General features: G+C 57.5%; 24 protein-coding genes. 5 read left to right on the top strand and 19 right to left on the bottom strand.

Annotation, left to right across the window (positions count from 1 at the left end; translation table 11 throughout):
* Positions 1–17: 17 nt before the first annotated feature.
* The 4 genes from B9Z45_RS06075 to mnmG form a co-directional block, all read right to left on the bottom strand.
* Positions 18–788, bottom strand: a complete 771-nt coding sequence (locus B9Z45_RS06075; protein ID WP_108406331.1) for a ParA family protein — start codon at positions 786–788, stop codon at positions 18–20.
* Between the two features lie 17 nt (positions 789–805).
* Entirely contained in the window at positions 806–1,420 is a 615-nt protein-coding gene (locus B9Z45_RS06070; protein ID WP_108406330.1) for a LysE family transporter, read from the bottom strand.
* 204 nt (positions 1,421–1,624) lie between these two features.
* Positions 1,625–2,284, bottom strand: coding sequence for a 16S rRNA (guanine(527)-N(7))-methyltransferase RsmG (rsmG, locus tag B9Z45_RS06065; RefSeq protein WP_108406329.1), 660 nt, complete (start codon positions 2,282–2,284; stop codon positions 1,625–1,627).
* Positions 2,281–4,254 (bottom strand): tRNA uridine-5-carboxymethylaminomethyl(34) synthesis enzyme MnmG, encoded by a 1,974-nt coding sequence (gene mnmG, locus B9Z45_RS06060; protein WP_108406328.1) that lies wholly within the window; start codon positions 4,252–4,254, stop codon positions 2,281–2,283. The genes rsmG and mnmG overlap by 4 nt, the downstream gene beginning before the upstream one ends.
* A 283-nt stretch (positions 4,255–4,537) precedes the next feature.
* Here mnmG and B9Z45_RS06055 point away from each other — a divergent pair, with 283 nt between their 5' ends.
* Entirely contained in the window at positions 4,538–5,860 is a 1,323-nt protein-coding gene (locus B9Z45_RS06055; protein WP_108406327.1) for a Glu/Leu/Phe/Val dehydrogenase, read from the top strand.
* 42 nt (positions 5,861–5,902) lie between these two features.
* Here B9Z45_RS06055 and B9Z45_RS06050 read toward each other — a convergent pair whose 3' ends face one another.
* On the bottom strand, positions 5,903–6,370 hold the full coding sequence (locus tag B9Z45_RS06050; RefSeq protein WP_108406326.1) for an Lrp/AsnC family transcriptional regulator: 468 nt from the start codon (positions 6,368–6,370) through the stop codon (positions 5,903–5,905).
* Between the two features lie 119 nt (positions 6,371–6,489).
* Here B9Z45_RS06050 and B9Z45_RS06045 point away from each other — a divergent pair, with 119 nt between their 5' ends.
* Entirely contained in the window at positions 6,490–10,029 is a 3,540-nt protein-coding gene (locus tag B9Z45_RS06045) for an indolepyruvate ferredoxin oxidoreductase family protein (RefSeq protein ID WP_108406325.1), read from the top strand.
* 71 nt (positions 10,030–10,100) lie between these two features.
* Here B9Z45_RS06045 and minE read toward each other — a convergent pair whose 3' ends face one another.
* The 6 genes from minE to B9Z45_RS06015 form a co-directional block, all read right to left on the bottom strand.
* Positions 10,101–10,361 carry a cell division topological specificity factor MinE gene (minE, locus tag B9Z45_RS06040; protein WP_108406324.1) on the bottom strand — a complete coding sequence of 87 codons (261 nt, stop codon included), beginning with the start codon at positions 10,359–10,361 and terminating at the stop codon, positions 10,101–10,103.
* 3 nt (positions 10,362–10,364) lie between these two features.
* Entirely contained in the window at positions 10,365–11,180 is an 816-nt protein-coding gene (minD, locus tag B9Z45_RS06035) for a septum site-determining protein MinD (protein ID WP_108406323.1), read from the bottom strand.
* Between the two features lie 43 nt (positions 11,181–11,223).
* Positions 11,224–11,994 carry a septum site-determining protein MinC gene (gene minC / locus B9Z45_RS06030; RefSeq protein ID WP_108406322.1) on the bottom strand — a complete coding sequence of 257 codons (771 nt, stop codon included), beginning with the start codon at positions 11,992–11,994 and terminating at the stop codon, positions 11,224–11,226.
* Positions 11,995–12,280: 286 nt separating this feature from the next.
* A complete protein-coding gene (locus tag B9Z45_RS06025) occupies positions 12,281–12,493 on the bottom strand; it encodes a DUF2788 domain-containing protein (protein ID WP_108406321.1) in 213 nt (70 codons plus the stop codon).
* On the bottom strand, positions 12,490–13,251 hold the full coding sequence (locus B9Z45_RS06020) for a DUF2189 domain-containing protein (RefSeq protein WP_233252094.1): 762 nt from the start codon (positions 13,249–13,251) through the stop codon (positions 12,490–12,492). The genes B9Z45_RS06025 and B9Z45_RS06020 overlap by 4 nt, the downstream gene beginning before the upstream one ends.
* Before the next feature lie 293 nt (positions 13,252–13,544).
* Positions 13,545–13,742, bottom strand: coding sequence for a heavy-metal-associated domain-containing protein (locus tag B9Z45_RS06015; RefSeq protein ID WP_108406359.1), 198 nt, complete (start codon positions 13,740–13,742; stop codon positions 13,545–13,547).
* A 65-nt stretch (positions 13,743–13,807) separates the two neighbouring features.
* Here B9Z45_RS06015 and B9Z45_RS06010 point away from each other — a divergent pair, with 65 nt between their 5' ends.
* Both B9Z45_RS06010 and B9Z45_RS06005 read left to right on the top strand, forming a co-directional pair.
* On the top strand, positions 13,808–16,033 hold the full coding sequence (locus B9Z45_RS06010) for a cation-translocating P-type ATPase (protein ID WP_108406319.1): 2,226 nt from the start codon (positions 13,808–13,810) through the stop codon (positions 16,031–16,033).
* 89 nt (positions 16,034–16,122) lie between these two features.
* Complete coding sequence (locus B9Z45_RS06005; RefSeq protein ID WP_108406318.1) at positions 16,123–16,704, top strand: hemerythrin domain-containing protein; 582 nt, start codon at positions 16,123–16,125, stop codon at positions 16,702–16,704.
* A 16-nt stretch (positions 16,705–16,720) separates the two neighbouring features.
* Here B9Z45_RS06005 and B9Z45_RS06000 read toward each other — a convergent pair whose 3' ends face one another.
* The 5 genes from B9Z45_RS06000 to B9Z45_RS05980 form a co-directional block, all read right to left on the bottom strand.
* Entirely contained in the window at positions 16,721–17,374 is a 654-nt protein-coding gene (locus B9Z45_RS06000; protein WP_108406317.1) for a hypothetical protein, read from the bottom strand.
* Positions 17,375–17,390: 16 nt separating this feature from the next.
* Positions 17,391–18,509 (bottom strand): alkene reductase, encoded by a 1,119-nt coding sequence (locus B9Z45_RS05995; RefSeq protein ID WP_108406316.1) that lies wholly within the window; start codon positions 18,507–18,509, stop codon positions 17,391–17,393.
* Positions 18,510–18,543: 34 nt separating this feature from the next.
* A complete protein-coding gene (locus B9Z45_RS05990) occupies positions 18,544–19,329 on the bottom strand; it encodes a class II aldolase/adducin family protein (RefSeq protein ID WP_108406315.1) in 786 nt (261 codons plus the stop codon).
* A gap of 93 nt (positions 19,330–19,422) precedes the next feature.
* Positions 19,423–19,713, bottom strand: coding sequence for a YkgJ family cysteine cluster protein (locus tag B9Z45_RS05985; RefSeq protein WP_108406314.1), 291 nt, complete (start codon positions 19,711–19,713; stop codon positions 19,423–19,425).
* Positions 19,710–20,846, bottom strand: a complete 1,137-nt coding sequence (locus B9Z45_RS05980) for a murein transglycosylase A (RefSeq protein WP_370445813.1) — start codon at positions 20,844–20,846, stop codon at positions 19,710–19,712. The genes B9Z45_RS05985 and B9Z45_RS05980 overlap by 4 nt, the downstream gene beginning before the upstream one ends.
* On the opposite strand from B9Z45_RS05980, the gene B9Z45_RS17595 reads away from it, so the two are divergent.
* The gene (locus B9Z45_RS17595; RefSeq protein WP_370445814.1) at positions 20,800–21,033 is read left to right on the top strand and encodes a hypothetical protein; all 234 of its coding nucleotides are present in this window, start codon (positions 20,800–20,802) and stop codon (positions 21,031–21,033) included. The genes B9Z45_RS05980 and B9Z45_RS17595 overlap by 47 nt on opposite strands.
* A gap of 20 nt (positions 21,034–21,053) precedes the next feature.
* Here the strand turns inward: B9Z45_RS17595 and B9Z45_RS05975 are convergent, their stop codons facing one another.
* From B9Z45_RS05975 to B9Z45_RS05965, 3 genes are read right to left on the bottom strand one after another with little or no spacing between them, the layout of a single operon-like run.
* Entirely contained in the window at positions 21,054–21,626 is a 573-nt protein-coding gene (locus tag B9Z45_RS05975; RefSeq protein WP_108406313.1) for a C40 family peptidase, read from the bottom strand.
* Complete coding sequence (locus B9Z45_RS05970; RefSeq protein WP_108406312.1) at positions 21,623–22,261, bottom strand: response regulator transcription factor; 639 nt, start codon at positions 22,259–22,261, stop codon at positions 21,623–21,625. The genes B9Z45_RS05975 and B9Z45_RS05970 overlap by 4 nt, the downstream gene beginning before the upstream one ends.
* A gap of 9 nt (positions 22,262–22,270) precedes the next feature.
* On the bottom strand, positions 22,271–24,373 hold the full coding sequence (locus B9Z45_RS05965; RefSeq protein ID WP_108406311.1) for a sensor histidine kinase: 2,103 nt from the start codon (positions 24,371–24,373) through the stop codon (positions 22,271–22,273).
* Between the last annotated feature and the right edge of the window lie 2 nt (positions 24,374–24,375).

Here is a 24,375-nt window from a genome sequence, read left to right as displayed (position 1 = left end):
GAATGTCCTTGAGGGGCTCAAAGTGTGGGTGCACGCAGCACCAGTTCTCGCGCAAACTCGACATAGGCCTGGCTGCCCTTGGCCGAGGCGTCGAACACCACGCCGGGCAAGCCATAGCTGGGGGCCTCGGCCAAACGAACGTTGCGCGGGATCACGGTGTCGAACACTTTGTCGCCAAAGTGGGCCTTGAGCTGGTCGCTGACCTGCATCTGCAGGGTGATGCGGGGGTCAAACATGACACGCAGCAAGCCAATGATCTTGAGGTCTTTGTTCAGGTTGGCGTGCACCTGTTTGATGGTGTTGACCAGATCGGTCAGGCCTTCGAGCGCGAAGTATTCGCACTGCATGGGCACGATCACGCCATGGGCCGAGCACAGTCCGTTCAGGGTCAGCATCGACAAGGACGGCGGGCAATCGATCAGGACAAAGTCATAATCGGCGTCGACCACCGCCAAGGCATTTTTCAGGCGCTGATCGCGGTGTTCGAGTTGCACCAACTCGACCTCGGCGCCCGCCAGTTCGCGGTTGGCGCTCAGCACGTCATACCCGCACGCGTCGGCCTTGACCAGGGCTTCGGCGATGGTAGCGGACTCCAGCAAGACGTCGTACACGCTCAGCTCCACGTTGCGTTTGTCGATGCCCGAACCCATGGTGGCGTTGCCTTGGGGGTCCAGGTCCACCAGCAGTACGCGCTGCCCGACTTTGGCCAAACCTGCCGCCAGGTTCACGCTGGTGGTGGTTTTACCCACCCCGCCCTTTTGGTTTGCAATGCAGAAAATTTTGGCCATGGTGCGGACTCGGAGGGTTATTTGGACAAGGCCATCTTGAGGCCGAAACCGATCAGGCACAGACCCGCCAGTTTTTGCAGAAAGCCTGAAAACCGGGGGTTGGCGCGGATGCGCTCGGCCATGGTGTGGGTGATCAAGACCACGCCAAAACAGTAGGTGAAGCCCAGCACAGCAATCGTCAAGGCCATCACCGCAAAAGTGATCCAGCCCTGGTGGTTCACCGGGTCAATGAATTGCGGAAAGAACGCAAAGTAAAACATGATCGCCTTGGGGTTCAGCAAGGTGATGAACATGGTTTCGCGAAAATAGTGTCCGGGCGTGATCTCGATGCTGGGGCCCTCGCCCGGCTTGGCCATGACCATCTTGTAACCCAGCCAGGCCAAGTAGGCGGCGCCCAGCCACTGCAAACCCATGAACAATGGCGGATAGGTTTTGAGCAAGGCAGCCACACCGGCCACCGTGAGCCACAACAAAATCTGGTCCCCTAAAAGCAAGCCCAGCACCGAAGCCAAGCCGCCAGCCAGCCCCCCTTTGCTGGCAGAACTGATCAAGGCCAAGTTGCCGGGCCCTGGCAAAAACAACAACAGGACAAAGGCCGCAGCGAATGCGCCGTAATCCGAGATTCCAAACATGTGTGCCCTTTCTGGGGAATGGGGCGAGTGTACGTGAAGGGCTTTGCCTTGAGCGCTCGCGACGCCCCATGTTTCACGTGAAACAGCTTCGCGATGCTGGCATTTCACCCGTCACCGAGCAATACAAACACACCCTTCAGGCTGCAGACTGTTGGGTGTCGGGCTTGAAAAGCACCCTGCGTTCGCACCAACCCTGCAGGTGACTCAAGACTGGGCGGCGCTGTCAGTGGGCTTCATCCAGACCATGCAACGCTCCACATCCAGCCCCGGCACCGTCAATGGTTCCACGTGAAACACGTTCACATCGGCAGGCAAGGCGTCGATTTCATCTTGAGGGTACTTGCCCTTCATGGCCATCCAGACCCCGTCATCTGCCAAGGCCGACCGTGACCAGGTCACAAAATCCGGCAGCGAGGCAAAGGCCCGCGAACAAATCACCGCATAAGGATCGGTCAAGGACTCGACCCGGGCGTGAAGCCCTCGCAAGTTGGGCAACTTGAGGCTGACCGCAACCTGCTGCACGAACGCGGCTTTTTTGGCCACGGTGTCCACGCAGGTCACATCCAACTCGGGCATACAGATGGCCAACACCACACCCGGCAAGCCCCCACCCGACCCGACATCCAGCAGCCTAACAGCACGTCCTTGGGTGTGACGGGTTAATGGCGCCACCGCCGTCAAGCTGTCCAGCAAGTGGTGCGTCAGCATGTCTGCCGGGTCGCGCAAAGCTGTCAGGTTGTAGACCTTGTTCCATTTTTGAATCAAGGCCACGTAGTCAAGCAGGCGCTTTTGTTGATCCGGTCCCAAGCCCAGACCCAAAGCACGAATGCCCGCATCCAAGCCGTCAGCAAGATTCACACTCATGCAGACTGGCTTTCCTGGGCAACGGCCCCCATAAACCCTTTGAAGCCACCCTTTTTCAGGTGGATCAAGAGCAAGGAAACGCTGGCCGGCGTGATGCCCGAAATCCGCGATGCCTGACCCAGCGTTTCGGGGCGGTGTTTGGACAACTTTTGGCGCGCTTCAATCGATAAAGCCGAGACTTGCATGTAATCCAGCTGTTCGGGTAAGCGCAGGTGCTCATAAAAAGCAGCACGCTCAACCTCACCTTTTTGGCGATCAATGTAGCCAGAATACTTGGCGGCAATCTCCACCTGCTCAATGACCGATGCGCTCAGCTCGCCCAGCGTTTCACGTGAAACATTGGCGCTGGCCATACGCCCACCATCCAGAGACATCAAGTCGCCATAAGACACATTGGGTCGTCGCAGCAAATCAAAGAGCTTGTGCTCGTGCTCAATGGCCTTGCCCAGCACCCGCTCGGATTCTGCTGCGGACAAGTTTTTCGGATTCACCCAGGTGGACTTCAGCCGCTCTGTTTCACGTGAAACAGCATCGCGCTTGCGGCTGAAAGCATCCCAGCGCGCATCGTCCACCAGGCCCATCTGGCGCCCCACTTCGGTCAAACGGGCATCGGCGTTGTCTTCACGCAGTTGCAGCCGAAACTCGGCCCGGCTGGTGAACATGCGGTAAGGCTCGGTCACGCCCTGGGTTACCAGGTCATCAACCAGCACACCCAGATAAGCTTGGTCGCGTGCGGGCGTCCAAGAGGCTTCGCCCCGGCATTGCAACGCAGCATTGATGCCAGCGAACAAGCCTTGGGCCGCGGCCTCTTCGTAACCGGTGGTACCGTTGATCTGCCCGGCAAAAAACAGACCGTTGATCTGGCGTGTTTCAAAGCTGTTCTTCAAGGAGCGCGGGTCAAAGAAGTCGTATTCGATGGCGTAGCCGGGCCGCAGAATATGGCAGTTTTCCAAGCCTTTCATCGAGCGGACCAAGTCGTACTGGATGTCGAATGGCAAGCTGGTCGAGATGCCGTTGGGGTAATACTCGTTCGTGGTCAGGCCTTCGGGCTCCAAAAAAATCTGGTGGCTGTCCTTGTCGGCAAAACGGTTGACCTTGTCCTCCACGCTCGGGCAATAGCGTGGCCCCACGCCTTCAATCTTGCCGGTGAACATCGGGCTGCGGTCAAAGCCGGAGCGGATGATTTCGTGGGTGCGTTCGTTGGTGTGGGTGATCCAGCACGGCACTTGCTGCGGGTGCATCGCAGCACGGCCCATGAAGCTGAACACCGGCACACCGGCGTCCGGGTTCATGCCGCCGGGAACGCCATCGCCGGGTTGTTCGGCGCATTGGCTGAAGTCAATGGTGCGGCCATCCAGTCGCGGCGGCGTGCCTGTTTTCAGGCGCCCTTGTGGCAGTTTGAGTTCTTTCAGACGTGCCGACAAGCTCACGGCTGGCGGGTCGCCTGCCCTGCCGGCAGCATAGTTTTGCAAGCCCACATGGATCTTGCCATCGAGAAAAGTACCCGCCGTCAACACCACGGTGCGCGCCTTGAAACGAATGCCCACCTGTGTCACGGCGCCCACCACCCGGTCACCTTCAACCATCAAATCGTCCACGGCTTGTTGGAACAGCCACAAGTTCGGCTGGTTTTCGAGCATGCGGCGAATCGCCGCTTTGTACAAAATCCGGTCTGCCTGCGCCCGCGTGGCACGCACGGCCGGGCCTTTGGAACTGTTCAAGATGCGGAACTGGATGCCGCCTTCGTCGGTGGCCAAAGCCATGGCACCGCCCAGGGCGTCGACTTCTTTGACCAAGTGGCCTTTGCCAATGCCGCCAATGGAAGGGTTGCAGCTCATCTGGCCCAGGGTCTCGATGTTGTGCGAGAGCAGCAAGGTTTTGCAACCCATGCGCGCAGCCGCCAGCGCAGCTTCTGTTCCGGCATGGCCGCCGCCAACCACGATCACATCGAATTCTTGAGGGTAAAGCATGAAGAGTCCGCCTCGAATGAAGGCCAAAAATGGGCGCAACGTGCACCACAGCGCCGCCCTGCCACGGGGTCGGCTGAAGCTGCTTATTTTACAGGCAGGGTGTGCTGCCTGCTCCCCGCACTAAATTAGTCCTCGCTATAGGCGATGCATCACCAGCTCCAGCACGATGTGGTTATGCGTAAAACGCATGGATTTCAAGCCAAGCGGCCTTGGACGAAGCAATACGGAGGTATTACCATCGACACCGCTGACAATTCGTCAGTTACAAGAAAGGAGACACACAATGTCCAATGCAACCGCCAGTGCACCCGCCAAAAGCAGCAACGCACTGCCCTCTTATTTGAACGCCGATCACCTCGGGCCCTGGGGCATTTACCTGCAACAGGTCGACCGAGTCACCCCCTATCTGGGCGGACTGTCACGCTGGGTCGAGACCCTCAAACGACCCAAGCGCGCCTTGATCGTAGACGTGCCCATCGAGTTGGACAACGGCACCATGGGGCACTTTGAGGGCTACCGCGTACAACACAACACCAGCCGCGGCCCCGGCAAAGGCGGCGTTCGCTTTCACCAGGACGTCACGCTGTCAGAGGTCATGGCCCTGTCGGCTTGGATGTCGGTCAAAAATGCCGCAGTCAACCTGCCCTTTGGCGGCGCCAAGGGCGGCATCCGGGTCGACCCCAAGACCTTGTCGCGCGGCGAGCTGGAGCGGCTGACACGCCGCTACACCAGCGAAATCGGCATCATCATCGGGCCCAATAAAGATATTCCAGCGCCTGACGTGAACACCAACGAGCAAATCATGGCCTGGATGATGGACACGTACTCCATGAACGAAGGCGCCACCGCCTCGGGCGTGGTCACCGGCAAACCCCTGGCTTTGGGCGGCTCATTGGGCCGGCGCGAAGCCACCGGGCGAGGCGTCTTCACCGTTGGCCAAGAAGCCGCGCAGCACATTGGTCTGGACATTGGCAAGGCCAAAGTGGCCGTACAAGGCTTTGGAAACGTGGGCGGCATTGCGGCCAAACTGTTTGCGCAAGCCGGCGCAACGGTGGTCGCCGTGCAAGACCACGGAGACACGATTTACAAAGCCTCTGGCCTCGATGTGCCAGCCCTGCTGCTACATGTCAGTGAACATGGCAGCGTGAAGGGGTTTGAACAGGCCGATGGCCAAGTTGAAACCTTGCCCGATGCCGCATTTTGGGCGGTGGATTGCGACATCCTCATCCCAGCGGCCCTGGAGCAACAGATCACCACCGCCAACGCCGACGAGATCAGGGCGCGCATGGTGATCGAAGGTGCCAACGGCCCTACCACACCCGAAGCCGATGACATCCTGCACGAGAAGGGCATCCTGGTCGTACCCGATGTGATTGCCAACGCAGGCGGTGTCACGGTCAGCTACTTTGAATGGGTGCAGGATTTCTCCAGCTTCTTCTGGACCGAAGACGACATCAACACCCGCTTGGTGCGGATTCTGCGCGAGGCATTTGCCGGCATCTGGCAAGTGGCCGCCGAGCACCAGGTGAGCTTGCGCACAGCCACGTTCATCGTGGCGTGCTCGCGCATTTTGCAAGCGCGTGAGTTGCGGGGTCTCTACCCCTGATCAGCGTGTAAGGCACCCGAAAAGGCACCAGAAAACGCAACGTCAAGGCCGCAGCGGCAAAGCCCCTGCGGCCTTGACCTCACCCAAAGAAAAACTGGTGTGCAGGTCTTTCACATTCGGCAGGTTGATCAAGACGTCACGCGCAAATTGGCTGAAGGTGTTCAAGTCTTTGCTGACCACCTGCAACTCAAACGTGCCGGTGCCACTGATGTAATGGCATGAAACCACCTCGGGGATTTTGAGGATGGCCTCTTCGAGTTGGCGCGTCACATCACCCCGGTTGCGTTCGGCATCCAGCCGGACAAAAGCAAACACATCCAGGCCCACTTTCTGGCGATCGATTTCAGCGCGGTAGCCTTTGATGACACCCGACTCTTCCAGCGCCCGCACGCGGCGCCAACAAGGAGCCGCCGACAAGCCCACACGCTGCGCCAACTCGGCATTGGTCAATCGGCCGTCTTTTTGCAGTTCATTCAGTATTGCCCAGTCAAATTTATCAAGTGTTTCCAAAACGGGCCCCTTTGAGCAAGATTCTTTCAAATCATAGGGCAAATCCTGTCACCGAAAGCAAGCACCTGTCGGCCTGGGCGTCCTACACTGTCCATTCCATTTCAGCAGCAGGACAGACCATGAACGCCCCCTTGCCCGAATCGATTCGCCAGGCCTTAGAAACCGTGACACTGGACGACAAATACAGCCTGGATGTCGGTCGCGCCTTCATGAGTGGCGTGCAGGCCTTGGTGAAGCTGCCCATGCTGCAGCGCCAACGCGATGCCCTGCAAGGCAAAAACACCGCGGGCTTCATCAGTGGCTACCGGGGTTCTCCGCTGGGCAGTTACGACCAGTCACTGTGGAAAGCCAAAGACCACCTGAAGGCACAGCACATCGTCTTTCAGCCCGGCGTCAACGAGGAGTTGGCTGCCACGGCTTTGTGGGGCACGCAGCAACTCGGGTTTGCACCACCCGGCACCAACAAGTACGACGGGGTGTTCGGCATCTGGTATGGCAAGGGGCCCGGGGTTGACCGTTGCTCGGACGTGTTCAAGCACGCCAACATGGCGGGCACCACGCCCTGGGGCGGCGTGCTGGCGATCGCAGGCGATGACCACGTGGCCAAAAGCTCGACAGCGGCACACCAGAGCGACCACATTTTCAAGGCTTGCGGGTTGCCCGTCTTTTTCCCGGCCAGTGTGCAAGACATTCTCGACCAGGGCCTGCACGCCTTGGCCATGAGCCGTTTTGCCGGCATCTGGTCGGGCATGAAAACGATCCAGGAAATCGTCGAATCCAGTGCCACGGCGCACATCGACCCCGAGCGCGTGCAAATCGTTTTGCCCGAATTCGTCATGCCCCCTGGCGGCTTGCACATCCGCTGGCCCGATACCGCGCTGGAGCAAGAAGCCCGTTTGTTCGATTACAAATGGTACGCAGCTCTGGCCTACATCCGCGCCAACAAACTCAACCACAACGTGATTGAAGGCCCGAACGACCGCTTTGGCCTGATCGCCAGCGGCAAAGCCTACAACGACACGCGCCAGGCCTTGATCGATTTGGGGCTGGATGATGCACGCTGCCGTCAATTGGGCATCCGTTTGCACAAAGTGGCCGTGGTCTGGCCGCTCGAAGCGCAGTCGACACGCGAATTCGCCACCGGTTTGCGTGAAATTTTGGTCATCGAAGAAAAGCGGCAGATTATCGAATACCAACTCAAAGAAGCGCTGTACAACTGGCGCGACGATGTGCGCCCCAACATCTTGGGCAAGTTCGACGAAGCCGATGGCGATCTGTCCGGCGGCGAATGGTCCATCCCCAACCCTACCGAGCGCACATTGCTGCGGGCCAATGCCGATTTGTCACCCGCCATCATTGCACGGGCCATTGCCAAGCGCCTGAAAAAACTCGGCGTCGATGCCGATACGGCGGCACAGATGGACGCGCATCTGGCCATGCTCGATGCCAAAGAAAAGGCGATGCAAACCCTGACCTTGGGCACAGCGTCCGAACGCCAACCCTGGTTTTGCTCGGGCTGTCCGCACAACACCTCCACCAAGGTGCCCGAAGGCTCGCGCGCCATGGCCGGCATTGGCTGCCACTTCATGACCATCTGGATGGACCGCAGCACCATCGGCTTCACCCAAATGGGGGGCGAGGGTGTACCTTGGACAGGGCAACAACCGTTCAGCCACGAACAGCACATGTTTGCCAACCTGGGTGATGGGACTTATTTCCACAGCGGGATTTTGGCCATTCGCCAAAGCGTGGTGTCGGGCGTGAACATCACCTACAAGATTTTGTACAACGATGCCGTGGCCATGACCGGTGGCCAGCCAGTGGGCGAACGCCCCGAGGGCCACAGTGTGGTGCAAATCGCGCAAAGCATGCGCGCGGAAGGGGCGCAACGCATTGATGTGGTGACCGACGAGCCCGAAAAATACGAAGGCGTGGCTCTGGCTGAAGGCGTGCGCGTTTTCCACCGCGACGAGCTCGACCGCATTCAGCGCGAAATGCGCGAGATCAAAGGCACCACGGTCATCATTTACGACCAGACCTGCGCGACCGAAAAGCGCCGCCGTCGCAAGCGGGGCACCATGGTTGACCCAGCTGTGCGCGTGATGATCAACGAAGAAGTCTGCGAAGGCTGTGGTGACTGCGGCGTTCAATCGAATTGTCTTTCTGTCGAGCCGCTGGAAACGCCGCTGGGCCGCAAACGCACCATCAACCAAAGCACTTGCAACAAGGACACCAGCTGTCTCAAAGGCTTTTGCCCGAGCTTTGTCACCGTAGAAGGTGGCACCTTCAAGAAAAAATCAAAGACCGCATCGGTCAACACTTTGAGCCCTGCCAGCCTGGGCGCATTGCCTGAACCCGAACTGCCTTTGATCACCCGGCCCTGGGGCATGGTGGTGGCAGGCGTTGGCGGCACCGGGGTCATCACCATCGGGCAGTTGCTGGGCATGGCCGCACACATGGAAGGCAAGGGCATCGTCACGCAAGACTCGGCGGGGCTGGCGCAAAAAGGCGGCGCCACCTGGAGCCACGTGTTGGTGGCCAACACGCAAGACGAGATCCGGACTACTCGCGTCAGCATGGCCGCAGCGGATCTCATCATGGGCTGTGACCCGATTGTCAGCGCATCCAAAGAAACCACGTTGCGCATGCGTGCGGGCCGCACCCATGTGGCCCTGAACAGCAACAGCACACCAACCGCAGCCTTTGTGAAAAACGGCAACTGGCAAAACCCGGCCGAACAGTGTGTGGCCGACATCACGGCACAGGTGCGTGCCGACTCGGTGGGCTGCTTCGACGCCGACGCCTTGGCTAAACAGCTCATGGGTGACACGATTTACGTGAATCCCATGATCCTCGGCTATGCCTGGCAAAAAGGCTGGGTGCCCCTGCGCCATGAGTCTTTGGTGCGTGCGATCGAGCTCAACGATGTGCAAGTCAAGAACAATCTGACCGCCTTTGAGTGGGGTCGGCATGCGGCGCACCAGCCGGAAGTGCTGTCGCAAAAAATCCAGCCCGCACAAACCATCCAGTTCAAAAAGCGCGAAAGCGTGGCTGACCTGATCGCTGACCGCGTGAGCCGTTTGACCGATTACCAAAATGCTGCCTATGCCGAGCGCTACCAGGCGTTCGTACAGCGTGTGCAGCTGGCCGAAGCCCCTTTGGGTAAAACCTTGCTCACCGAGACAGTGGCGCGTTATTTGTACAAGCTGATGGCCTACAAGGACGAGTACGAGGTCGCCCGGTTACACTCACAGTCAGCTTTCCTGGACCGCATCCGTGACAGCTTTGAAGGCGACTTCAAAGTGCACTATCACCTGGCGCCACCCCTGATTTCAAAACGCAACAACAAAGGTGAATTGGTCAAACAAAAATTTGGCCCCTTCATGCTGACGGGCTTCAAGATGCTGGCCAAACTCAAGGGTTTGCGAGGCACTGCTTTCGATGTGCTGGGGCAATCTGAAGAACGACGCACCGAACGCGCCTTGGTGGGTGAATACATGCAACACATCGACGATGCCCTACAGGACTTGAATGCCAGTAAGCACGCACATGCCTTGGATGTGGCCAAAGTGCCCGAAAACATCAAGGGTTTTGGTCACGTCAAGGAACGAAACATCAAGGCTGCGCGCTCGATGTGGGCATCGCTCAGCGCCAAGTGATGTGAAAGCATGAATGCCTGCTCAAACGCAGCAGGCATTCATGAACCGATGCGTCGCCCTGGCGGGCAAGCTCAGCGTGCGTCAGGCAACTCGATTTTGACTTCGAGAACTTCCAGGTTATCCTGACGCTCAAGGTTGACCTTGATGTCGGCCGGATTGATCTTGATGTACTTGCTGATCACGGCGACCAGTTCGCGTTGTAAGTCAGGCAAATAATCGGGCTCAGCGGCGTTGCGGCCACTGCGTTCGTGCGCCAAAATAATTTGCAAGCGTTCTTTGGCGACACTGGCGGTTTTCTTCTTTTCGCCCAGCAGGAAGGAAAGAAACGACATGGTTCACTTGCCTCCAAACAAACGTTTGAAGAAACCAGGCTTGTCTGCTTCGGTGAAGCGCATGGGTTTGTCTTCTCCCAAAAAGCGATCGATCACGTCCTTGTAGGCTTCAGAGACATCGCTCTCGTCCATGTGGATGGCTGGCGTGCCCTGGTTGGACGCCTGCAGAACATTGTCACTTTCAGGAATCACACCTAACAATTGGATGCGCAAAATGTCCTGAATGTCCTGGAGCGAAAGCATTTGCCCATCTTCAACCCGATTGGGGTTGTAACGCGTAATCAACAAATGTTCTTTGATCGGCTCACCTCCTTCGATGGCCCGTTTGGTCTTGCTGCCCAACATGCCAAGAATGCGGTCTGAATCTCGCACGGAAGACACTTCAGGGTTGGTCACCACCAAGGCTTCATCTGCAAAGTGCATGGCCATCAAGGCCCCTGTTTCAATGCCAGCGGGTGAATCACAAACGATGTATTCAAAACCCATGGCCGAAAGGTCATTGAGCACTTTTTCAACGCCTTCCTGAGACAAGGCATCTTTGTCGCGCGTCTGCGACGCTGCCAACACAAATAAATTCGGGCACTGCTTGTCCTTGATCAGTGCCTGGTTCAAGTTGGCTTCACCTTGAATCACATTGATCAAATCATAAACAACACGGCGCTCGCAGCCCATGATCAGGTCCAGGTTGCGCAAGCCCACGTCAAAATCAATAACGGCTGTCTTGAAGCCTCTGAGCGCGAGGCCGGTGGCGAAACTGGCGCTGGTTGTGGTTTTGCCCACACCCCCTTTGCCGGAAGTCACAACGACGATTTTTGCCATGGGATTTTCTTTCTTGGACAAGGTATCAATGAATTTCAAGGGTTCAGGGCTTGATTGCCAAGACCCGTAATTTGTCGCCATCAGGGCTTGATTGCAGACAGACCTGTGCGGCTTGACCCAAAACATCCTTGGGCAAAGCATTTTCACTGATGCGGTAAATACCAGCGATGGAAATCAGTTCTGGTTCCATGACCAGCGCAAAGATGCGTGCCTGTGTATTGCCACGGGCACCAGCAATGGCTTTGCCACGCAGGGCAGCATAAATATGAATATGTCCATCGGCAATGACTTCGGCACCGGCATTCACTATGGCCAGAACAATGAGGTCACGGCCTTTTGCGTAGACCTGTTGGCCTGAGCGCAAAGGCTTGTCGATCACCATGGGCCCTAAAGGGGTCGGCTGTGGAGGCGGTGAAAGCACAGGCACGGGTACTTCTTCAACAGACGCAGCAACCGCCACAGAACGGCGAATGCGGGCATCGCTGGCGTCCACCAAGCCCAATGCCTTGGCATGGGACAAAAGCTCTCCTTGGGCACCTTTGACAGCAACAGGCATCAAAGCGTGTTCGCGAAGCACAGATAACAAATTGACAAGGTCTATCGAAAGCGACGAATGTTGTTCAGTATCGATAAAACTGATATCGACGATCACCGGATCTTGCTCAAAAAAACCTGGGCTCTCTGCCATTTGCTGGCGCAAAGCACGAGAAATGGCTTGGATATCTGTGGTTTTGAGAACCAAAGCCACCAATGACAAGTCAGCGCCTTTGATGTCGTAACAGTTCGATATGGCGGCTTCTGAATCAATCGTCATGAGGTCATTTGAGGTGCAAAAGGCTAAATCTTAACAGTGCACTTGTTCCTTGCTCTTTCTCTATAGATCTATATCTTTAAATAGCAATAGTAGGTAAAGGAAGCCTTAATGTGTGGACAAGCCTTGATTTCTGAACACTGTCAGGTACTTAGCGCATGGGTGAAGGTGTGCACCAGTGCGTTTTGAGCTGTCGCCGAAAAATGAACAACTTTGAGTGCTGACAGAAAACTGTGGATAACCTGCCAGTTGTCCTGTTTTTATCCACAAGCTTGTCCTTGGGCCGTCTTCATGAGTCCATCCACCACTGGATGACAGCTTTGGCGACAAAACCCAACATGCCAATGGCCAGTCCGATAAAAATGACAAATGTTCCAAATTTTCCAGCTTTTGACTCCCAAGCCAATTGTCCAATGATGAAGAGCATATAAAGCATGAAAGCGCCAATGCCGATGGTCAGTCCAAACCAAGCAAACTGAGCTTCGGTAAACCCCCAAATCATGGGGCACCTTCGTCAGACAAACGTTCTTCCAGAGCAGAAGTGTCAATCAAATCGCGATAAGCGTGCCAACTGCCGTGGCCCAGCATGGGCACGATCAAAATCAAGCCCAGAAAAAGGGAAAAAATACCCAATAAACAAAACCCAATGATGAGGAAGGCCCAGAAAGCCATGGTCAAAGGGTGCGTTAAAACAGCTTTCCAACTGGTCAGTACCGCTTGCAAAACACTCACCCGTCGATCAAGCAAAAGAGGCATGGACACCACACTGGATGCAAATACCGGTGCAGCCATGAGACCACCCAGGCCCAACCACAGTTCAAACAAAAAATGGTCTCTATCCAACACCACATGCTGGATGAAATCCATGGGGGTGTGAATGGGAACAGGGGCCAACAAAGTGATCAGGGCAGACGAGGTGATCACCCAGCCCGAGCCAGCAAAAGCCAACAACAAGCCAAAACGGATCAAGCCTGCAGAATGCTTGGAGGGCTTGATCAATGGCCACTGCGTCCAGGTCCTGAAGAGCAGTTGAAAATTAACTGCTTGACCACGCTCAATGGCTCTGCTCATGGCATAAAGACTGGTGGCCAGTACAGGCGCTACAACCAAAAACCCTGATACACAACCGGCCAACAACCAGAATCTGTCGTGTGCAATCCAAGTGATCAGGCCACCGAACAATGCCAACACCAAGCCGTGAAGTATGCTCAGCAAGGGCGCACGGGCCATGTCTTTGAAGCCTAATGCCAACCAATGCATAGGTTGGTCATAAGTGATGGGCAAAACATCGGGCAAAAAAAGGGCAGAACGTCTGTGATCAGGGGTTAAATCGGGAGGTTTGGGCATGCAACAAGCTTAACCAGGCTTGTTGACCAAGCCTTGACGCACATCAAGGCGTCACAAACGGCAAAAAGAACAATCAGGCGAAGAAACAGCGACGTGGTTTCATAAACAAGCGGTCAGTGAAGGAATGCTGCAAAGCGCAATGAGTTGTATTGCTGCCATGTGCAGGGAATGACGTGATTTGTACAGTTGAATGATCGTGTCAAAACTCAAGAAGCAACCTCGTAGCCATCGTCGCTTATAGCATGCGCCAAGGCCTCCCTGGGTTGATCAGAATCAACTTGCACCTTGTTGTTTGTCCGATCAATCAAGACCTTGGCTTGCGGGTCCAAAGCCAACAAAGCTTTGATCACTGATTTCTCACAATGGCCACAGGTCATGCCTTCAACAATAAAAATATGGTTCATGATCATGCTTTCATATCAACCCAAATGGGCATGCTCAAAGCATAGTCCTAAAACCCCGCCTGAACATGACACAGACCAAGACCGAATCGGAGACCCTTGATATCGGGATTGGCGGGATGACCTGTGCCTCTTGTGTCGCGAGGGTCGAAAAAGCATTGAAGAAATTGCCCGGCGTTGACATGGTGACGGTCAATTTGGCGACCGAATCAGCGCGCATCGTTTTGCAAGCAGATGGCGCTCTGGATGGCACGATGGATAGACGATTGCGCAGGACCATACGCGATGCCGGCTACGAACCACGAAAGGCCTATGCTGCGCTCGTGATCGACAACACCTCGGCCTGGGCCGGTTTTGCCCCAGTGGCTTGGGGTTTGCTGTTGTCAACACCACTGATCGTGCCCATGCTGGGCGATTTCTGGGGGCGGCATTGGATGCTGCCTGCATGGGCACAGTTCGCGTTGGCCACCCCGGTGCAATTTATTTTAGGAGCGCGTTTTTACAAGGCTGGCTGGCACGCGCTCAGGGCATTGACGGGCAACATGGATTTATTGGTGGCCTTGGGCACCACCTCAGGATGGTTGCTGTCAGTCTGGCTTTGGCTGACGGCACATGAATCACATGCACCCCACCTTTACTTTGAAGGATCTGCGGTTGTCATTACCTTGGTGTTGTTGGGCAAATGGCTGGAAGCACGGGCCAAGCGGCAAACGACCGAGGCCATTTGGGCTTTGCACGCCCTTCGGCCCGACAAAGCACACTGGTTGAGTGATGAGGGTGAAGTGGATGTGCCTGTGGACGAAATTCTGGTGGATGACCACATTCTTGTTCGACCTGGAGAACGTTTTCCAGTCGACGGTGTCTTGGTCGATGGGCAAACACAGGTCGATGAATCCATGTTGACCGGAGAGCCATTGCCGGTGTTCAAAACCGACGGCACGGCATTGACCGGCGGCTCCATCAATGGTGATGGCCGGGTTGTCATGCGGGTCACTGCCGTGGGCCACGAAACCGTTTTGTCGCACATCATCCGACTGGTTGAAGACGCCCAGGCGGCAAAAGCGCCCATCCAGCGCCTGGTAGACAAGGTGGCCGAAATTTTTGTGCCCGTGGTGCTGGTGGTGGCCTTGCTCACGCTGATTGTTTGGATGGTGTTGGGGGCTGGTTTTGAGTCTGCTTTGATCCATGCGGTGGCGGTGTTGGTGATCGCGTGTCCCTGCGCCTTGGGCTTGGCCACGCCCGTGGCCATCATGGCTGGGACCGGCGTGGCTGCTCAAAACGGTATTCTGATCAAAGATATACAGGCCCTGGAAATGGCGCACAGGGTTCAGACCATTGCATTTGACAAAACAGGCACCCTCACGGTCGGGCAGCCGCAGTTGACCCGGTATGTCGGCATGCCCGGACAAGATGCAGCCTCGGCATTGGCTTGGGCCGCGAGCGTGCAAAGTGGCAGTGAGCATCCCTTGGCACGTGCTGTTGTGAACGTGGCCGCAGCGCAACAATTGAAGTTGTCGACACCTCAGCACATGACCGCTGTACCCGGCCGCGGTGTACAGGCCACGCTCGAAGGGCGGAATTTTTTATTAGGCAGCATGCGCTGGTTGCAAGAAGAGGGCCTGGCGCAGAACGCATGGTCGAAAGAAGTGGCTGCACTGTACGCCGAGGGGGCCACCTTGTCGGCGTTGGCCGAGCGCACGGCATCGGGTGTTGAGGGCGTACTCTTGCTGGCTTTTGGTGATGAGCCCAAACCGGGTGCTGCCGCTGCTTTGGCCGCATTGCGCCAACGCGGTTTGAAATTGGTGATGATTTCTGGTGACAATCAGGCCGCCGCCGAAGCCATGGCTCGACGTTTGGGCTTGCGACCTGAAGAGGGTGAAGTGCTGGCCAATGTGTTGCCCGGAGAGAAAGTCGCACAGGTGCAAAAACTGCGCATGGGCGGCCGGGTGGTTGCCATGGTCGGAGATGGCGTGAACGATGCGCCGGCTTTGGCCGCCGCCGATGTGGGCTTGGCCATGGGCAACGGCACCGACGTGGCCATGCACGCAGCGGGCATCACCTTGATGCGCGGTGATGTGGCTTTGGTGGGCGCTGCACTTGATATTTCAGCACACACGGTGGCCAAAATCCGTCAAAACCTGTTTTGGGCATTTGCCTACAACGTGGCAGGCATTCCATTGGCGGCGCTGGGATATCTCAATCCGGTGATTGCGGGTGGCGCAATGGCGCTCAGCTCGGTCAGTGTGATGGCCAATGCCCTGCTCCTCAAGCGATGGAAAATCAAGACAGATTGAAGCGAAAAAAATCGCTCGCATTTGACGTTCATCAAGCCGTATTGGGCCGCTTTTCAACATACTTCCAAGGCTTGAGTCTGGAGTTTTGCATGAAAAGTGACAGCGCCCTTCAAATCATTCGCAACGAACATGCCTCACTGGCGGCCATGCTGTACGCCATGCAAATGATGGTCAAACGCGGGCCTTCTGACAATCGTCATAAATTCTTTGGCGTGGTGCGTGCCATGTTGTTTTACATCGATGAATTTCCGGAGCGCCTGCACCACCCCAAGGAATCCAACCTGCTGTTTCCCAAGCTTGCGAAACTCGCACCTGATGTCATGGGCGTTATCGACAAGCTGGAACGAGACCACATGGGCAGCGAAAAATCCGCTCGCGATATGCAGCACTTGCTGTTGGCGTGGGAGTTGCTCGGTGAAAAGAGGCGCAAGACATTTGAGGAAGCGTTAGAGCACTATGTGAACGCTTACTTGACACACATGAAACTGGAAGAGACGGCAATCTTGCCCGAAGCAGAGCGGTGCTTTTCAGTGGAAGACTGGCGTGTCGTTGACGCAGCATTTTCTGAAAATTTCGATCCCTTGTCAGGGCACTACCCGCCCACTGACGACTATGAAAAACTGTTCAGCCTGATCGTGACGCATGCACCTTCACCCGTTGGTTTGGGCTGAAGCAGGCCAAGGGCTGTCAAAACATCCACTTGCTTCCAAGAGTCACCATGTTGTGCCTCGCTTGCCTGCCCACGCTGGCATCCAGTTGTAATTTGGGAAGTATGTTGAAGCGCATGCCGGCCGCCCAAACCGGCTTGTCTTGTTGCTGGCCGTAAGCCTCGACATGGGCCGTGACTTCGCCATAAGCGCGCTCCCAGGCAAGCCCCCATGTGCCGATGCGCTGGCCACTGGCAAAATCCAGGGCGCCCAGATTGGTGTGCAGACTGCCCAGTGTGGTGTGGTTGCAGGTGAGCAGGGCATTCACATACCCTTTGGTATTTTCCCCAGTGGTGCGCGCTGTACCCACGACCGCGCCGAGGTTACAGCCGTTTTCTAGCAATGGGGTCAGGCGCAATTTGGCTTGCACATTCAGGGTTTCGAGACCTGTTCTTTGTTGTCGCGAGAGGCCTGCCCCCAGCTCCATATTCTTGACAGGGGCATAGGCCGGAGCGACAGTCCAGCTGCGTGAGCCGTCAGGTGAGCGAGTCCACCAGCCTTCTGCATGGCCTTCTCCGACCTCGTTCACATTGGCGTCGTCCACGGTCAAGGGACGGCCGGCCTGGGCGCTGGAAATGACGCACAGCCCCAGCATCAGAAAAAATGCCCTGAACGGGCGAGCGCGTGTTTTCATGGGCCAAGTTCTCTTTTTATGACAGTGCTGGGTAGTCTGTATAGCCCGCGTCGCCACCCCCGTAAAAGGTCTTGCGGTCAGGCGTGTTGAAAGGACCGCCTTTGTGCAAGCGCAGGCCCAGATCCGGGTTGGCAATGAAAGGACGACCAAAAGCCACCAGGTCGGCGCCTTGGTCAAGCGCCGCTTGTGCCAGCGACAAGTCGTAGCCATTGTTGAGCATCCAGGCGCCCTTGCCGCCAGCCAGGGCATAGGCTTTCCGAAAAGCCGGGTAGTCAAATGCGACGGGGCCTTGCTGGTGATCGCGAGGCCCACCGGTCGAGCCTTCGATCACATGCACATAAGCCAGACCCAAAGGGCCCAACACGCCGGCAACATGCTCAAACAAAGGTTGCGGCTTTTCATCGATCGCATCGTTGGCAGGTGTCACGGGCGACAACCTGATGCTTGTGCGGTCTCCGCCGATTTCAGCCACCACGGCCGTCATGACATCGTTTAAAAATCGTGCGCGGTTTTCCACCGAGCCGCCATAGGCGTCGGTGCGCTGGTTGCTGCCGGAGCGCAGGAACTGGTCAATCAGGTAGCCGTTGGCGGCGTGCACCTCCACGCCGTCAAAACCTGCGGCCATGGCGTTGGCGGCCGCTTGGCGATAGTCCGCCACGATCCCTGGCAACTCGCCGATGTCTAGGGCGCGAGGAGCGGAAGTGTCCACAAATTGGGCCTGACCATCCACCAGCAAGACAGTTTTGGTTTTGGCGGTGATGGCCGAAGGGGAGACGGGCGCGCCACCACCGGGTTGCAAGCTGGTGTGCGACACCCGGCCCACATGCCAAAGCTGCACCACGATCTTGCCGCCCTCGGCGTGCACCGCATCGGTGACCTGCTTCCAGGACGCGACTTGCGCCGCGCTCCAGATGCCCGGCACATCGGCATAGCCTTGACCCTGCTGGCTGATGGCGGTGGCTTCGGTCACGATCAGGCCGGCGCCTGTTGCTGGGTTGGCGCGTTGTCGGTAATAGGTGGCCATGCGGGCGTTGGCGAGTGCACCGGGTGCGCGGTTTCGTGTCAGCGGCGCCATCACGATGCGTGAGGCCAAAGCCATGGCACCGACTTGGCAGGGTTCAAACAAGGAGGTCATGTGGGTACTTTTAAAAAGACGCAGGAAGCGCGATTCAATTCGCGTAGTCAGGACTTTCGCGTTGCAACTTTCTCAGCAAGGACGGCCAAACAAACGCGCCCCCCAGGCCACCCGTTTGCACGCGCATGACATGGGCCAGGCCTGTCAGGATTTGAGGGTCGACGGCTGTCAGATCTTTGGGTCCGGATTGTCCGGCCAGCGCATCCACCTGAATGCGACAGGTGTTCTCGAAGGTGTACATCGACAAGAAGGCGTCGGCAATCGTTTTGCCCACGGTAAGCAAGCCATGGTTGCGCAGCATCAGGTAATTGGCTTCGCCCAAATCGGCCTGCAGGCGAAGCTTTTCGTCGTCCCGGATCGCCACGCCCTCGTAGCCGTGGTAAGCCAAAGATGCCAGCACAAAAGTGCTCTGCTGGCTGATGGGCAGCACACCGTGTGCTTGCGCGCTGACGGCGATGCCTGCACGCGTGTGGGTGTGCAGCACGCAGCCAGCATCGGGCCGTGCTTCGTGCACGGCGCTGTGGATTACAAAGCCTGCGGGGTTGACCGGGAAGGGGCTGTCATGCAGTTTGTTGCATTGCATGTCCACCTTGACCAGGCTGGACGCGGTGATTTCGTCAAACATCAGGCCATAGGGATTGATCAAAAAATGGTGTGCATCGCCAGACACCGAATGGGGCAGCTTGGCGCTAATGTGTGTGAACACCAGGTCACTCCAGCCATACAAGGCCACCAACCGGTAACAAGCCGCGAGATCGACGCGCAGTTGCCATTCGTCGGGGTGAACGCTGTCTTTCAGGGAAGGCATGTCAAGCGCCATGGCGGTGCTCCAGAAGGTGAAAAAGATGCGCCAGCTTAACCATAAGCGGCCGTCTGAAATGACGTCTTGGTGACTGGACTGTGGAGTCCGTGCTCAGTCGGGTCGTGTCAATGTTTCGAGTCGAGCCAGGAAAGTCAGCGCAAACTGACCACCGTCGTCTTCTGTTCCGCACATGTCAGCCGAGGCTTTCAGCTGGCTGCATACCGCTGGACGCTCGGGGTGGCCGAAGATCTTGCATCGCCGTTGATCGTCGAGCTGCACGCAGGCAAGCCCGGCCGGTTTGCCATTTGGCATGCCCGGAATGGGCGACGAGATGGAGGGGGCGATGCAGCAGGCGGCACAACCCGAGCGACAGGAGAACCCTTTGGCGCTTGTTCGACTCATCGTGGCCACAAAACCCAAAGCTGCAAAGTTTGTTTCATGCGACCGGCGAACTCACCTGCCGCCTGACCCGAGCCGGCGTAATAGTCTGCTCGGACTGCGCCGACAATGGCCGTGCCTGTGTCTTGGGCCAGCACCAGGCGGTCCAGCTTGCTGAGCGGCCCCGAAGAGTTAAGCCAAACCGGTGTGCCATACGGAATGCTGTTGCGGTCGACCGCAATGGAGCGTTCTGCGGTCAGTGGAACACCTTGGGCGCCTTTGGGACCGGGTGGCACAGTGCCTGCAGGCAGGGCCTCTTCCTTGAAGAAAACCACGCGCGGGTTTTGCCACAGCAACTCGTTGACACGCGAGGGGTTGCGGTCGATCCAGGCTTTGATGCCGGGCCATGAGGCATCGCGGATCAGGTTCTGGTCAAGCAGCCAGCGGCCAATGCTTTTGTAGGGCTGTTCGTTGGTTGCGGCAAATGCCAGCCGTACCATCCGTTGGTTGCCATTGGGCTCACGCACATTCACCAGGCCTGAGCCTTGAATGTGCAGCACCATGGCATCTACCGGATCGGCCAAATAAACCAGTTCTTTGCCCCGCAGGGCGGTGCGCGCTTGCGCTTGGGTTTCCATTTCTTGCCGGGTGTACCAAGGCTTGCGTTGGTTCAGGTTGGTGGGGGGCGCATAAAGCGGCACCTTGAAGCCAGGGCTTGCCAGGCGTGTCGCGTCCAGCACGGGCTCGTAGTAAGCGGTCAGCAAACCATCGCGTTGTTGCGTGTGAGACTCGACCCGATAAGCCTGCAGGTTTTCCACAATCCACTGCCGCTGTTTGGGCACAGAGGCGCTCGCCAGCTGCCGAACTTGCGGGCACAGTGTGGCCCAGGCTTTGCTTGGGCGTGTGCAGCTTTGCAGCCAGGCAGGCCAGGCCTCATTCAGGGCATCGGTTTCCAGTCCGGGAAGATCTGACCAGGGGACGGGCACCCAGCGGCTTGCTGCCTGCATGATGGTGGGCGGTAATGGCGGTAATGGCGGGAGAGGCGACAAGTGCCCTTGACGGCCCTCTGGCTGAGTGGCCGATGGGCTTGGTTTGGCCGGTTCTTCCAGCATGGGCGCGACCGAACAGCCCACCAGGCTCCCTACAATCGCAGCCAACACCCAACCGGCAGATGACCGGGCAACAGAAAGAAATGGAAGATTGCGCATGGCTCTTATTTTGCTGGAAGCTTTGCTGGCCCTGATTCTCTTTGTTGCCATTGTGTGGTGGACCATGTTTTCAGGAAGACCAAAGGGTGAGTTGCCGCCCACTGAAAAAGATGACCTGGATGACAAAGCCCCTTGATCGGGGCCTGTGGGCCCGGATCAGTCCAGCAGTGTTCCGGCCCCTTCAAAGCGTTGTGCGTAGTAGCGGTTGTTCATCTGGTCAATGCGCACCCCTGTTTTGGGGTTGCTGGCATGCACAAATCGGCCCCCACCCACATAAATGCCAACATGCGAATGGCGTGCGCCCAGCGTGTTGAAGAACACCAGATCGCCAGGCTGGATGCGGGATCTGTCTACTGGGCGTGATTTTTGGCCCAGATCGGCAGATGAGCCCTTGACGGGCAAACCGGCGGCTTCCCGGTAAACATGCGACACCAGCCCCGAGCAGTCAAATCCGGTGGCAGGGCCCCTGCCTCCCCAGGTGTAGCGGGTGTCCAGCAAGGACAGCGCAAACAAGGCCAAGTCGTTGCGTTTGGGATCGTAGGCGGTGTTGTCTGGGCTTGGGACATCCGCTGAAAGTGGCTTGGCACTGGGCACTGGCAAGGCCGTTTCATCAAGCGGCACAGTGGATGAACAGCCCGTCAGTAAAAGCGCCAACCCGAGGGTCAGCCAAAGGCAAGGGGCCCGTGTGATGGGTGCGCGCCTGCCTTGCCTGTATGCTGGCTGGCTCATGTCGATGTCCGCATCAGGTTGGCCAATTCCACGGCTGATTTGACTTCCATTTTGTCGAAGACCCGTGAGCGATGCACCTCGACGGTTCGCACGCTGATGTCCAGCTGATCGGCGATCAGCTTGTTGGGCAAACCCTCCACCACCAGGCGCATCACATCGCGTTCACGCTCTGTCAAATCGCTCAAGCGGGATTGCAAAAAGCCTTGTTGTTTGCGTTCGGTCAAGCGCTCAGATGAAAGTAGCAAGGCTTGTTCCACCCGGTCTACCAGTGCGTTGTCAGAGAAGGGCTTTTCACAAAAGTCAAAAGCCCCCCGCTTGACACTGTCGACAGCCGTTGGCACGTCTGCGTGACCGGTCAAAAAAATAACAGGCCATGCTTGGGAGATGCCGCTGGCCTGTAACTGTTCAAACAAAGCCAACCCGCTCATGCCGGGCATTCGCACATCCAGCAGGATGCAAGCGGCCTGTTGAGGCAAAGGAGAGGCGCTTGCTCTTTGCAGCATCTCCAGAAAGGCTTCGGCGCTTGCGTAAGACTCACTCAGCAAGCGTCGTGTACGCAGTAGCCAGGCCATGCCTTCGCGCACACCAATGTCATCGTCAACGATGTAGACCATGCTGTCGTAAGGGGGTTGCATGGCGGGATTTTAGGCGGTATGCGCTGCCGTACCGCTGGGTGCCGAAGGCAGCGTGAATCGAAACACGGTGCCTTTGGGTGCATGGGCCTCAAACGCCAGTTGGCCGCCGTGTTGTTCGACGACGGTGCGACACAGGCTCAGACCCAAACCCATGCCCTCGATCTTGGTCGTGAAGAAGGGGTTGTACAACTGCGCTGCTACATCCGGTGTGATGCCTGTGCCCAAATCGGTCACCGAAAATTCAACACCCGCATCGTCCTGAGGGAACTCCCCTTGTTTGATTTGCAAGACCAGTACCCTGTCTTTGCATGCTGGCAAGTCCATGGCTTGCATGCCGTTGCGCGCCAGGTTCAGCAAGACCTGCTCGACCATGGTGCGGTCACACCAAACCCGCGGCAGCCGCGCATCGACACGCAAGTGCACCCGGACCTGGAGTTTTCTTGCTTGCAGGTTGACCAGTGGTGCAATGGCATCCAGGAGTGCCTGCGGTGGCACGGCCTCACGTGTCTGGTCGCGTCGGCGCACAAAGTCGTGCACGCTGCTGATGACGCGCCCGGCCCGTTCGGCTTGTTCGGCAATTCGCCGCAGCGCCATGTGCACATCGTCCAGGGTTTGCGGCTCGGCCTGCGGGTCCTTCAGAAGGTTGAGCGAGCCATTGGCATAGCTCGCAATCGCCGCCAGGGGTTGGTTCAGTTCGTGGCTCAGCAGGGAGGCCATCTCGCCGACCGTGGTCAGGCGGGCTGTGGCCTGCAGCCGCTCCTGACTGGCGCGAGAAAGCTCTTCGATGCGGCGTTGCTCGCTGATGTCGATCACCGCACCCATCCAGCCGGTTTGCTCGCCCCTCACACTGATCAGCGGTGCTTCAATGATGAGTACCGGAAACCGTGTTCCGTCTTGCCGCATGAAGACCGATTCAAAGCCCTCTCGTGGCGGTGCGTTACCCGCCATGCGGATGGCCTGGCGTTGCTGGTATTCATCCACCATCTCAGGAGGCCAATATGGCATGGGGGCGTTTTGGCCAAGCAGAGCCTCGGCTTCCCACCCCACCATTTGGCAAAACGCCGGGTTCACATACGTGATGCGACCTTCTAAATCACGCGCTCTCAGGCCGGTGACCAGGGAGTCTTCCATGGCCTTGCGAAAAGCCAGTGCATCGGCAAGGTCACGCTCCGCCTTGAGGCGTCGCCGTGCATCTTTGGTCAGCAGCACCATCACCGTGACCAGCGCAATCGACATGCCTGTGACCAAGGCGGTGAGGACGTTGGGAAACAAGTCGGGCTCACCCCGCCTGCCGTCCATGCGCAAGAGCAAGGTGTTGCCCGGCAGGTCCATCAGTTGTTGTGAAGTGAAGACCCGGCGCTCGCGGCGCTGGGCGCCCGCGATCGCCAGCCGTGTGCCATCAGGCTCGACAAGAGACAATTCGTTTTGGCGACCAAATGTGCTGCCCAGCCGCTCTGTGAGCAGCTCTTGTAGGCTGTAAGTCACGACCGTGAAACCCACGAATTCGCCAGCCTGCGTCATGGGCAGGCACAATTCCATCACCTCTGAACCCAAGCCGTCGGGTTGAGGTAAAAAATAAGTACTTGAGTAGGCGGCGCCATTGACCCGTCTGGCCCGTTGACAGGCTTGGGCGGCTTCGTTCAAGACCTCGGTGCGGGGGACGCGCTCAAAAGCGGAGGTGCGCAAAGGGGAGTCGACAAATGTTTGCAGGCGCCATTCTTTGTCGCGCCATTCCAGGCGCAACCAGTCCCGGTTGTTGCGCAGCAATGCCTGTGCTTCTGCTGACCAGTTTGGGGCCGAAAAATGTCCTGATTGCAAAGCTTGCAAAGCTTGCAAAGCTTGCAGGGCTTGCACTTGTCTTGACAGGCTGTTTCGCAAATCGCTCACGGCATTGGCGGTGTCGCGTTCCAGTTCGGCTTGCACTTGGCTGGCTTCGTAGCGGCCAGCCAGCCAGACCAGCGTGGCCAGCACGGCCATCACCAAGGCAATCAGGGCGACCCACAGGGAGCGGCGCCCTGAACCCGAAGGCAAAAATTCATCGAGCTTTGAACGTGCGCGGGGCAGGTATTTTTGCCATGCTGCTGTGATTCGCAAGGGACCAGGCGCTCTCATTG

The organism is Limnohabitans sp. 2KL-17, assembly GCF_003063415.1.
Classification (GTDB): Bacteria; Pseudomonadota; Gammaproteobacteria; order Burkholderiales; family Burkholderiaceae_C; genus Limnohabitans_A.
The sequence above is the reverse complement of the archived record's forward strand: the minus strand, read 5'-3'. Positions and strand labels throughout refer to the sequence as shown.